Origin of the sequence: Aneurinibacillus aneurinilyticus ATCC 12856 (assembly GCF_000466385.1) — a bacterium.
GTDB classification, from domain to species: Bacteria; Bacillota; Bacilli; order Aneurinibacillales; family Aneurinibacillaceae; genus Aneurinibacillus; species Aneurinibacillus aneurinilyticus.
Genome location: NZ_KE952839.1, coordinates 1 through 10,224 on the forward strand (window position 1 = coordinate 1; position 10,224 = coordinate 10,224).

At 43.9% G+C, this 10,224-nt stretch carries 8 protein-coding genes and 1 pseudogene; 3 read left to right on the plus strand and 6 right to left on the minus strand.

All coding sequences use genetic code 11. The annotated features are described in order from the left end of the window. Positions 1 to 78: 78 nt before the first annotated feature. The 4 genes from HMPREF0083_RS17155 to HMPREF0083_RS17170 all read right to left on the minus strand — a co-directional run bounded on the left by HMPREF0083_RS17155 (position 79) and on the right by HMPREF0083_RS17170 (position 6,142). On the minus strand, positions 79 to 1,419 hold the full coding sequence (locus HMPREF0083_RS17155) for a YjiH family protein (protein ID WP_040303386.1): 1,341 nt from the start codon (positions 1,417 to 1,419) through the stop codon (positions 79 to 81). 87 nt (positions 1,420 to 1,506) lie between these two features. Next, positions 1,507 to 2,811, minus strand: coding sequence for an imidazolonepropionase (hutI, locus tag HMPREF0083_RS17160; protein WP_021622883.1), 1,305 nt, complete (start codon positions 2,809 to 2,811; stop codon positions 1,507 to 1,509). A 10-nt stretch (positions 2,812 to 2,821) separates the two neighbouring features. Then, on the minus strand, positions 2,822 to 4,486 hold the full coding sequence (hutU, locus tag HMPREF0083_RS17165) for a urocanate hydratase (protein WP_021622884.1): 1,665 nt from the start codon (positions 4,484 to 4,486) through the stop codon (positions 2,822 to 2,824). A gap of 162 nt (positions 4,487 to 4,648) precedes the next feature. Continuing rightward, positions 4,649 to 6,142, minus strand: coding sequence for a response regulator transcription factor (locus HMPREF0083_RS17170; RefSeq protein WP_040303389.1), 1,494 nt, complete (start codon positions 6,140 to 6,142; stop codon positions 4,649 to 4,651). Between the two features lie 354 nt (positions 6,143 to 6,496). On the opposite strand from HMPREF0083_RS17170, the pseudogene HMPREF0083_RS17175 reads away from it, so the two are divergent. Next, a pseudogene (locus HMPREF0083_RS17175) lies at positions 6,497 to 6,730 on the plus strand (GNAT family N-acetyltransferase); the annotation flags it as partial. Positions 6,731 to 6,761: 31 nt separating this feature from the next. Here the strand turns inward: HMPREF0083_RS17175 and HMPREF0083_RS17180 are convergent. Both HMPREF0083_RS17180 and HMPREF0083_RS17185 read right to left on the minus strand, forming a co-directional pair. Next, positions 6,762 to 7,814 carry a TolB family protein gene (locus HMPREF0083_RS17180; protein ID WP_021622888.1) on the minus strand — a complete coding sequence of 351 codons (1,053 nt, stop codon included), beginning with the start codon at positions 7,812 to 7,814 and terminating at the stop codon, positions 6,762 to 6,764. Between the two features lie 134 nt (positions 7,815 to 7,948). Next, positions 7,949 to 8,275, minus strand: a complete 327-nt coding sequence (locus HMPREF0083_RS17185; protein WP_040303391.1) for a PadR family transcriptional regulator — start codon at positions 8,273 to 8,275, stop codon at positions 7,949 to 7,951. A 218-nt stretch (positions 8,276 to 8,493) separates the two neighbouring features. Between HMPREF0083_RS17185 and HMPREF0083_RS17190 the strand changes: the two genes are divergently transcribed. Together HMPREF0083_RS17190 and HMPREF0083_RS17195 are read left to right on the plus strand one after the other, a co-directional pair. Further along, complete coding sequence (locus HMPREF0083_RS17190) at positions 8,494 to 9,420, plus strand: ABC transporter ATP-binding protein (protein ID WP_021622890.1); 927 nt, start codon at positions 8,494 to 8,496, stop codon at positions 9,418 to 9,420. Next, positions 9,417 to 10,193 carry an ABC transporter permease gene (locus HMPREF0083_RS17195; RefSeq protein WP_021622891.1) on the plus strand — a complete coding sequence of 259 codons (777 nt, stop codon included), beginning with the start codon at positions 9,417 to 9,419 and terminating at the stop codon, positions 10,191 to 10,193. The genes HMPREF0083_RS17190 and HMPREF0083_RS17195 overlap by 4 nt, the downstream gene beginning before the upstream one ends. The last annotated feature ends 31 nt before the right edge of the window (positions 10,194 to 10,224 follow it).

Genomic DNA, 10,224 nt, shown 5'->3' on the forward strand with positions numbered 1-10,224 from the left:
GAGGGAACATGCCGACGCGTGCACCTTCTTTCTTACACCTTATGGATAATCAACAGGTGTGATATGACTGCTTGTTTGTCAGAACAGCAGAAAAGCAACAGGGGTGACAAGTAAAAATGTAAGAAGAGTCCGCTGGAACCATACAATGATAAGCTGTGGAATGCTGATTGGAATCTCAGTAGACAAAATGCACGGAATGGATGCCGAGAAGAAAAGAACGGACGAAACTGAAACAACAGCAATTACAAACTTAGTCACTAACGGCGCACTTGCTACAACAAGGGCCGGCAGGAACATTTCGGCAATTCCAACCGAAAGCGCTTTCGAAGCTAGCATCGGTTCAGGTATTTGCACTAATAACGCAAGCGGATAGAATACATATCCGATAATATCAAACAACGGGGTATATTTTGCAAGCACCAAGCCAAGTAAGCCGATGGACATAATAGATGGAAGAATCCCCATCGTCATTACGAAACCATCTTTAAAATTCTGTGTGATATTCACAAGTAGACTTGGCGCTCCATGCGCTCCTTTCATACCTTCATTCCAGGCTGACTTGAGCAGTTCGTCCCTGTGTTCCGGTTCTGGATCGCCCTTTTCCGTATAATACGTATCACTTTTTCGGCTGAGCGGACGAATACGCACCGTGATGGCTGTGACAATAAAAGTAATAACAAGTGTCGTCCAGAAATATTGATTCCAGTATGGCATAATATCCAATGTTTTCGCTACTACAATCATAAACGGTGTAGATACGGTGGAAAACCCTGTAGCAATAATACACGCTTCCTTTATCGTGTATTTTCCTTCCTTGAAAACACGATTGGTAATCAGTAATCCGATGGAATAGCTCCCTACGAATGAAGCAACCGCATCAACCGCCGAGCGGCCCGGTGTTTTCCAAATCGGACGCATAATTGGACGGACCAATACGCCAATGAATTCCAGCAAGCCATACCCTGTAAGTAATGCTAAAAAGACAGAACCTATTGGCACAAGAAGCCCGACCGGAATGACAAGCTTCTCTAAGAGAAACGGCCCCATATCCTTCTCAAACAGCCATGCTGGACCGATATGAAATACCAGCATAACAGCCACGAAAAAACCTATGATTTTGAGGAAGGAAAATACGATGTTTACCTTGTCCTTCTTCCATGTCTTGCTTATGAATGGATAAAGGGAACCTAGAAAAATAACAAGCAAAGCATAAAACGGCAGAAGAGAAGGTATACCGGCCTTGATGGCATTAACGATATGATCAAGGACAATCGTCGAATTTCCTTCGATTGTAATGGGAACAAAAAATGCAAAAATACCGAGAAAGCTAAAAATAAAAAATTTATAAGCGCTTCCTTTGCCATTCGTCTGAATTGAAGGGATTTCAGATGTTACTAGGTTAAAATTGTCTTTATCCATCACTCTCTTCTCCTTATTCACCGTGAAACGGTGCGCTTTTTTGATGCTTACATCCCGTCAAAAAAGAGACGGGATGTAGCAATGACTTTAGTTGAGGATACGAGTGAATGTGTTGCAAACCAATCTTCCAGCATCTACTACGATCACTCCACCTTTGAGTACCGTGTGTGCATGATTAACGCCATACTGATATTGAAGCTGCATATAATTCGGTACATCAAAAATGACAATATCAGCTTTTTTTCCTTTTTCCAGGCTACCGATTTCCTTCCCCCGTTTAATCGCATGCGCTGCATTAATAGTGGAGGCTGTCAATACTTCCCCCGATGTCATTCCCATCTTTAAACAACCAAGATTCATGATGAGCGGCATAGATACCGTCGGGGAAGATCCCGGATTACAGTCCGTAGAAAGTGCTACCGGAACACCTGCATCAATCATTTTGCGGCCATCGGCAGATTCCGCCATTAAGAAGAAAGCTGTACCTGGCAACAGAACAGCAATTACTCCCGCTTCCGCCATCATGGCGATCCCCTTATCCGACGCCCGCAACAGATGATCGGCAGATACGGCTCCAATCGAAGCCGCTAATTCCGCTCCTTCATACGGTTCGATTTCATCGGCGTGAATTTTAGGAAGCAAGCCATATTTTATCCCTGCTTCTAGAATCCGCTTGGACTGTTCGGGTGTAAACACGCCTCGTTCGCAGAACACATCGTTAAACTCAGCCAGATTACGGCGGGCCACTTCCGGAATCATATCCTGAATAACTCTATCGACAAATACATCTGGATCGGCTTTATATTCGGCAGGCACGGCATGCGCACCCATGAACGTTCGAACAATGTCAACCGGATGTTGTTCATGCAGCTGTTCCGCAACTTCGAGCTGCTTAATTTCGTGCTCAAGAGTAAGCCCATATCCGCTTTTTGCTTCTATCGTCGTTACGCCATGCAACAGAAATTGATCAAGTCTTTTTCGTCCCTCTTCAAATAGAACTTCGTGGCTCGCCTCTCTTGTCGCAGATGTAGTCGCATGAATACCTCCGCCCTTATTCATAATCTCCATGTAGGTAGCACCCTGCAGGCGCATGTTAAATTCATTCTCACGGCTTCCCGCATACACAAGATGGGTATGTGGATCAACAAGGCCCGGTGTGACAAGCTTACCTGTCGCGTCAATAATTTCTGCTTCCCCAATCCGGTCTTTATATCTTTCAGCAACTTCTCCGTCCACTCCGATGTACTCGATAAGACCGTCTTCAATCCAGAGACTACCGTTTTCGATAATGTTCAGCTGGTCCATCCTCTTTCCCGTAAGAGGGGCATCCGAGCTACCTGTTAGCGTTACCAATTGATTGGCGTTTCGAATGAATGTTATTTTCTTGCTCATAATCAGCCTCCTATTTTAGCATAGGTATGTGGATACCTTTTTCTTTTGCTGTTTGGATGGCAAGGTCATAACCTGCATCTGCATGACGGACAACGCCCATTCCCGGGTCCGTAGTAAGAACGCGTTCCAACCTCTTTTCTGCTTCTTTCGTTCCATCTGCAACGATAACCATTCCGGCATGCAGAGAATAACCCATACCAACGCCGCCACCATGATGGACGGACACCCAGCTCGCTCCGCCAACGCTATTAATCAATGCATTCAGAATCGGCCAATCAGATACCGCATCACTTCCGTCTTTCATCGACTCTGTTTCCCGGTTTGGCGAAGCGACCGACCCGGAGTCAAGGTGATCACGGCCGATAACGATCGGTGCCTTCAGTTCCCCGCTGGCTACCATCTCATTGATAATTCTTCCGAACTTTGCACGCTCTCCATATCCCAGCCAACAAATGCGCGCTGGAAGCCCCTGAAATTGAATGCGCTCGCGGGCCATTTTAATCCAATTGCATAAGTGCGTATTGTAGCTGAACTCACGTAAAATAACTTCATCCGTTTTGTAGATATCCTCTGGATCGCCTGAAAGTGCAACCCAGCGGAACGGCCCTTTTCCTTCACAAAACTGCGGACGGATGTATGCTGGTACAAAGCCCGGGAAATTAAAGGCATTCTCTACTCCCTCGTTTTTTGCAACCTGGCGAATATTGTTACCATAATCGAACGTAATTGCACCTTGTTCCTGCATTTTCAGCATGGCACGCACGTGTTCAGCGATGCTTGCTTTTGACTGCCTTTCGTACGCTTTCGGGTCTTGCTTGCGAAGCTCTGCCGCTTCCTCCAGGCTCATGCCTGTTGGAATATAGCCGTTAAGTGGGTCATGCGCAGATGTCTGATCCGTTAGAATATCTGGAATGAATCCTTTTGCGAGCATCTGGTTCAGCATAGCGGAAGCATGGCCCAGCAATCCGATTGAAAGCCCCTTCTTCTCCTCTTTTGCCTTCAAGGCTATCGAGATCGCCTCGTCTAAATTGTCTGTCATTACATCCAGGTACCGCGTATCGATCCTGCGCTGAATACGCGTCGGGTCCACCTCAATGTTAATGCTCACTCCGCCATTTAGGGAGACGGCAAGCGGCTGTGCTCCACCCATACCGCCAAGCCCTGCCGTTACAGTGATCGTCCCCTCCAAAGTACCGTTGAAATGCTGACGTCCACACTCTGCAAATGTCTCATACGTTCCCTGAACAATACCCTGACTGCCGATATAAATCCAGCTTCCCGCCGTCATCTGTCCGTACATCATTAATCCTTTTTTATCAAGCTCGTGGAAGTGATCCCAGTTCGCCCATGCAGGTACAAGATTAGAATTTGCAATCAATACGCGAGGCGCATCCGTATGAGATTTAAACACAGCTACTGGCTTTCCGGATTGGATAAGGAGCGTCTCATCATTTTCCAGGTTCTTCAGCGTCTCCACAATCGAATCAAAGCACTCCCAATTCCGGGCTGCCTTTCCAATCCCGCCATATACTACAAGATTCTGTGGATGCTCGGCCACATCTTCATGCAGGTTATTCAACAGCATACGCAATGCCGCTTCCTGAATCCAGCCTTTTGCATGGAGCTTTGAACCTGTATAATGTTCAATTTTTCTCTCTGTTTGATTATTAATCATATTTTCTCACCTGCTTCTCGAGTTTTCATTTATCTATTTCAAGTGTAGAAAAGCACAGGTAATAAAAATAGAGGTTTGATTTTTTAATTTTTAAAATTAATTTAGAAAAAAGAAAGCGCTTTGTCAGCGCTTCCAACTAAAAGCTATAATTATTTTATATTCCTATATTTTTTTACGATTTCTAAATATTCGAGGGGTAATCCCTGTTTTTTCTTTAAAAATCTTGCTGAAATAGTTTGCGTTAATAAATCCAGTCTTTTCAGCAACGTTCTGGATTGATAATTTGGTATCCTGAAGCAGACGCTGGGCTTCTTTTATCCGCACAGCGGTTACAAGCTGTCGGAAGGACTGTCCATGCTTTTTCGTCAGAAACGAGCTAAAATATGCCGGACTGCGGTCCACATAAGCAGCAACATCTTCAAGCCGAAGATATGGATTATTATAATTCTTTTCTATGTAGCGAAGCGCCTGTTCAATAATGTCGGTACGTGAATATTCCTGATGGTTGTTTGCCGTATCCAGTACTTCATATAAGAACAGCAGAAATTCCTGCACAATCCGGTACAAAATCGGATTATACAGAATGGTTTCAAACACCTGGTGATAATGCTCTTCAAGCCTATCTTCATCTAAACAATGCGACTTCATAAAGCGACGAACTTGAGCAAGAATACTGGTTAGGCGTGTCCGCAGCAGTCCCGGTTCAGGATACGGCTCTTCTTTATTTAAAAACTCTTTATACATCCACTGCTTGAGTTGCTCCTTGTCGGCATCACCCAGCATATCAATCCATGTTCTTTGTTCTGTAGGCGTTAAAAAAGGGTCGATAATTTGCCATTCAACCTTATTTTCGATAACGGAAACCTGGCGGTAGCCTTTAAAAAAACGAATGTCAAGCGCTTGTCTGGCGTATTGGTATTTTTGACGAAGCGAAAGGGACTTATCGTTCGTATCATATATGACAAGCGACAACGGCTCCGTAAATTTTTCTTCCCAATCCCGAAGAAGCCGATTTCCCATTTTCTTGAGTGATAGTAGCGAGTGCTGTGTCTCACGGTTAAAAATAGATACTATCATATCGCTGAGTGGCAGCAACACCGGCTCATTATAAAATGGATAATCCTGCAAAAATTTGAGCAGTTTGGGCTGCTGTTCCGTCTCCTCAAGCTGTAGCAACAGCAGCCAGCACTCATCTGCTGCCGACCTATGGGGAAGAAAGATAGAATAGTAGGATAGGGCTGGTAAAGATCCATCTTCTCCATTAATTTCCGGACCTTGTTGCGTATGGGAAACAGCCTTGCAGCATCGTGCCAGCACACGCCGAATGCTGTCTGGCGAATGCGGTTTTATCCATAGATCGTATGCATGCAGCTCAATTCCTTGCATCGCTCTTTCAAAGGTGGCTTCTGCTGTCGTAACAATAAGAATTTGTTTATACTGTCTTATTCGCTCTTTAAAATCATCCCATGCTTCCCGCGGAATCATATCGAGTTCTATGCAGATGACATCCGGCATTTCTAACTCTATGATTTGAAACACATCGAGCATAGTACCAGCCATCAATACATGGTCAAACGGAATACCGTATGAATTAACCAACCACCCTATCCCCGTTCTTTCGTTATGATCCCTATCAGCAATCAATAACTTGGCCATGCACACTCCCCCCATTTCCTTATCTGCATCTTCCCTTTAGTCTATATTCGCAACTCACTCTTCCTCCCCCTTTTTATAATAACATTTAGCATCTATATAGAATTTACATGACGTAGTAACAAAAGTTCAGGTGGTTGGAAGTAAGAGATTCGGAAAAAAGAAAAGGGTGGATGCGCCCTGCGCCCCGGCAGAAGAAAGGCCAGCGTGTCTTTTTCTTACCTCCCACCACAAACATGTATCGATTTATCCAATCAGATGTATATATGTATCTTATTGAAGGTAAATCTAGGTTTTTGAAGTATTTATATTTAGAAACGTCTTTGTTAAAAACTTCAAATTAGGAGGACAAGAATTATGAATCCATTATTATTAGATTTTCCTGCTGAATTTTGTACTGAAAGATTATTGATTCGCATGCCAAAGCCAGGGGATGGAAAAGCAGTATATGCGGCAATAAAATCATCAATTAATGAGTTGAAACCCTGGTTACCATTCGCACAGAAAGAACAAACTGAACAAGACGTTGAAGCAAATATTAGAGAGGCTCATGCCAGTTTTTTAAAACGTGAAGATTTACGATTGCTTATAACACCCTTGGTATCCATAGATGTGATAAGCATTAACTAAGCGAAGCGCCTCCTTCTATCACAACAGGTATATTCTCTACTGTCTTCCCATCCAGCGAGACACGATACCATTCATGTTCAGGATCACCCTCGCCAAACTTCTTATCCCACATAAAATAAACCCACTGACTTTGTTCATCGAATACTGCCGCTCCTGCGTGCTTCTTTAGGTAAGTCAGCTGGCGTGTCTGATTGGTTTGTCTGTCCAGTATGTACAGCTCATACTGAAAATTCTCATTCGTACCAGGGTTCGCAATTGAATTGAACACCATCCACCGGCTATCCGGCGATACCTCCACATCGAATACATCCTCTTTAATCCCTTGCAGTGGAACCGGCTCGATTTTCTCCGGATGTGCCAGCAATATTCGAAACACTTTATGCTTGGATGCAAAAATATCCTCAGCTGTCTTCGCGTGCTGATCATCCTGCTTCGTTACGTACACTTCTTTACCGTCCGGCGATACTTTCAACGATTCGAGCATATAGTCTTTCATTGTCGTAATCCGCTTCGCCTGTCCCCCGCTTACATCCAATGAATAAAGGTCGAAATCATGGGCATCTCTGCGTGCAATCGGTGAATAATTCGTGAATGTTTCCGCCTGTAGATAATAAATCGTTTTGTTATCCGGTGCAAACACAGCTTCTGTAATAAGCGAATCGATAGCGTACAGCCTACGTTTTTCGCTTCCATCGATGTTCACTACATACAGCGAACTCTTCACCTCTTCTTTATCCTTCGGAGTAGCGATATATAGAACCGTCTTACCATCCGTTGAGAATACCGGATGGTGTACGATTTCACCTTCACCTGCTTCCGCCAGACGCTTTACATTTTTCCCATGCAAATCGGATGTGTAAATCCCTACCTTTCCCTTTAAAGAATAAGCAAAAACAGCCTTTTCACCTTTTATGTCAAAAGCCTCCAACAATCCTGTATAAATGCCATTTACCGGCTTCTCCTTACCATAGCCAAGGCCCAGTAGAAAAAATAGCCCGATCAGCGTTCCGGCGACAATCCAGATTGCCTTTGTTTTTCTTCGCATACAAAATTCCCCCCCTATGTTTTTATCCCAACATCCCTAAGAATACATAGACAATGCTACCCGTTAGCATAAGCGAAAAACTGCCAAACAGATAGCTTACTCAAGGATTCTTTCGATATACCGATCAAACGAGTTCATGAAAGCCCCTCCGCACATTTGAAAATCAAATGATTAATCGAATGCCAATCTTTCAGTTTACACTCCAGCTCCTTCCTGCCAGCTTCTGTCATGCGATAATATTTGCGCCGTCCCCCTGCATCTGCCTCCTGCCAGTATGACTCGATCCAGCCCTTTTTTTCCATTCGTTTCAATGCCGGATACAATGTTCCCTCGCTCATATTATATAAATTCCCACTCGTTTCTTTCAGCATTTTCACCATCTCATAGCCGTACATCTCTTGCTGTGCAAGCAATGACATAAGCAGAATATCGATGCTGCCTTTCATGATTTCCTTGTCCAAAACGTACCACCCTCCTCCCCGTTTCTTCATGAACATTGTATTACGTTGTACATCGTATTACAAGGGTGCGATATAAAAATATCCTTTTGCAACTTTTCGTTTATTCATTCGTCAAAAAAATAGTAACGTTTGGCATACGCCTCATGAATTTTTCAAATGATATGAGCAAGAGAAAGTAGATATCGCTTTTTTATCGATAATATAGAGAGGACTAGAGCATGACTAGCCAAAACGCTATTAAAGTACAACATGTCTCAAAAAATATAGGCGGGAACGATCTTATTAAAGATTTGTCGTTTTCCATTCAACGCGGGGAAATCTGCGGCCTTCTGGGGCCCAATGGTGCCGGGAAAACCCTTACCATCCGCATGATGGTCGGCCTTATCTCCATAACCGAGGGTGATATTTTTATCGAAGGTCATAGCGTCCGAACACAGCGAACGAATGCACTTCGCCATATTGGGGCCATTGTGGAAAATCCGGACTTATATAGCTATATGACCGGAATACAGAATCTGAAGCACTTTGCCAGAATGTACAAGCAGCCGATCACCAAAGAACGCATGATGGAGGTCGCTGAACTGGTCGAGTTGACCGATGCCATACACAACAAAGTGAAAACGTACTCCCTCGGTATGCGACAACGTCTCGGAATTGCTCAGGCTCTTCTGCATAAACCCAGCGTTCTTATTCTTGATGAACCGACGAATGGCCTTGACCCGGCCGGAATTCATCAGTTGCGCAACTACCTATATCAGCTTGCCAAGAAAGAGAATATCGCGGTGATTATATCAAGTCACCTGCTGTCCGAGATAGAATTAATGTGCGATCGTGTCGTTATTATTCAGAACGGAGCGTTCGTCGGAGAACATAACATAAAGGCAGCAAAAGAGGCGAACACACAGGTTGAAATGGAGGTCGAGTTCGAAATTACCGAACCTGTCAGGGCCGCTACGCTTCTCACTAATATCCCCATTATCAGGACAACCGAGCGCACCATAACTGTCTCAACCACAAAGCAGCATATCCCTGAACTTGTGGCAACGCTTGTACAGAATGGAATCGGCGTATTTCAGGTTCAAATCAAGACGAAGTCACTGGAGGAAACTTTCTTGTTAATAACAGGAGGAACGCATCCATCATGAGATTTCTTGCGCTCGTTCAGAATGAAATCATGAAGATTAACAGTAAAAAGCAAAGCATATTTTTTCTGTACTTTTGTCTGGTGTTCATCATCGGTATCGGCATCGCAAACCGAAGCCTGCCTGATTTGTATGCGGCCAGAGAGTATCTGAAATTCACCTATAATCTTGCTCCGTTTCTCATGATTTTTGTTACGCTATTTGCTATTGTGCTGGGCGCCCAATCCATCACAGACGAATTCAAGGATGGTACTATTAAACAATTGCTCTTGCGCCCTGTCAGCCGCAGAACGATACTTCTATCGAAATACGTCGCCAACCTCATCGTTATCATAGGAACTGTTCTGGTTCTATGGGCAGCAAGTGTACTTATTGATGTACTGCTTTTCGGGATGGTTCGATCCGGCGAATTAACTTTTGGGATTGTATGTAAGACTTATTTATATGGACTGCCTGACAGTATTTTTATGATGACGCTGTCGTTCTTTATCGCTACGGTATTCAAAAGCAGTCCGCTCTCAATTACAGTCTCCTTTTTTCTCTATATAGCGGGAAACATGCTGTCTTCCCTACTGCCAGAAAAATGGGGAGCCAAATATATCATCTTCAATAATTTGAACTTAAAAGTATACGATCCGAACTTGCTTATAAACGGTGGAATAGAGCCACCGTTTTCAGGAATGTCGTTCGGCTTCTCAGTTGCAATGATGATTGTATATATTGCCGGCTTACTGTTAATCCAAATCGCTGTTTTTGAGAAAAGGGAGGTATATTAACAAGGGTGTTGATTATCCAGTATGATCCAGA

Bases quoted from the DNA above. Each gene is read 5' to 3' on its own strand.
- HMPREF0083_RS17195 (WP_021622891.1), top strand. From the start codon at position 9,417: ATGAGATTTCTTGCGCTCGTTCAGAATGAAATCATGAAGATTAACAGT.
- HMPREF0083_RS17155 (WP_040303386.1), bottom strand. From the start codon at position 1,419: ATGGATAAAGACAATTTTAACCTAGTAACATCTGAAATCCCTTCAATT.
- HMPREF0083_RS17180 (WP_021622888.1), bottom strand. From the start codon at position 7,814: ATGCGAAGAAAAACAAAGGCAATCTGGATTGTCGCCGGAACGCTGATC.
- HMPREF0083_RS17190 (WP_021622890.1), top strand. From the start codon at position 8,494: ATGACTAGCCAAAACGCTATTAAAGTACAACATGTCTCAAAAAATATA.
- HMPREF0083_RS17170 (WP_040303389.1), bottom strand. From the start codon at position 6,142: ATGGCCAAGTTATTGATTGCTGATAGGGATCATAACGAAAGAACGGGG.
- hutU (WP_021622884.1), bottom strand. From the start codon at position 4,486: ATGATTAATAATCAAACAGAGAGAAAAATTGAACATTATACAGGTTCA.
- hutI (WP_021622883.1), bottom strand. From the start codon at position 2,811: ATGAGCAAGAAAATAACATTCATTCGAAACGCCAATCAATTGGTAACG.